The following is a 1,076-nucleotide window of genomic DNA, read 5'->3' as shown; positions in this document are numbered from 1 at the left end:
GACACCCAACGCCGCCTCACAGGAGTCGCCAACCCCATCGGCCACACCTGGCACTACCGCTACGACCCCGCAGGCCGCCTCACCTCCGAAACCGACTACACCGGCGCCACCACCCACTACACCCACGACCCCGCCGGCCGCATCAACACCGTCACCCCCGCCACCGGCGTCACCCGCCACCACACCCACGACATCCTCGGCCGCCTCACCTCGATCACCGCCGACACCGGCGAATGGATCCACTACACCCACGACCCCGCCGGACGCATCAAAACCGCCGTCTCCGGTGTCGGCGAAACCCGCACCCACACCCTCCAATTCACCCACACCCGAACCGGCCAACTCGCCTCCCAACAGGTGGATGACCAACCACCCATGGTCTACGGCCACGACGAGTTCGGCCGCCGCACCTCCCGCACCACCCCCACCGGCGCAACCACCACCTGGACCCACGACGTGGCTGGGCGCGTCACCGCGATGACCACCGACGGGCATGCGATCTCGTTCACCCACGACCCGCTCGGCCGCACCACCGGCTGGCGGATCGGGAACATCTCGATCGACCGCGCATTCACGTCTGTCGGGCACACCACCCACCAGGTCGTCACCGCACACCTCCCCGGCGCACCGACCCCTGCACCCTCGGCCCCAGAACCGCAGATCCTTCGCCGCGACGACTACACCTGGCGCCCCGACGGCTACCTCACCTCCCACACCACCACCCACCCCGGAACCGGCCCCGATCACCGCCAATACACCCTCGACCCCATCGGCCGCGTCACCGCAATCACCCGGAACGGGGCTCTTGCCGAGCACTACAGCTACGACAAACTCAGCAACATCACCTCCGGTGGGGTCGTCACGCCCGACCCAACCACTCCAGGGCCGGGGCACCCGACTACGCCCGGCCAGCCGGGATCCCACCCGGGATCCCACCCGGGATTTCCCGCGCCACCGGGTCTACCGCCCAACCCAGCTGCACCCCAGCAACACTCACCGGCCAACACGCGCCGCGAGTACCACAACAACCTCCTCATCCGAGACGGGCGACACCAATACCACTACGACCCCGCCGG

The 1,076-nt window shown here is 69.0% G+C and carries 1 pseudogene; it reads left to right on the top strand.

From position 1 onward, the window contains the following. Positions 1 to 1,076, top strand: a pseudogene (locus tag FEK34_RS29815) (RHS repeat domain-containing protein); the annotation flags it as partial.

The sequence above is a fragment of the Nocardia cyriacigeorgica genome (assembly GCF_005863245.1).
In the GTDB taxonomy this organism is placed as follows: Bacteria; Actinomycetota; Actinomycetes; order Mycobacteriales; family Mycobacteriaceae; genus Nocardia; species Nocardia cyriacigeorgica_C.
The sequence above is the reverse complement of the archived record's forward strand: the minus strand, read 5'-3'. Positions and strand labels throughout refer to the sequence as shown.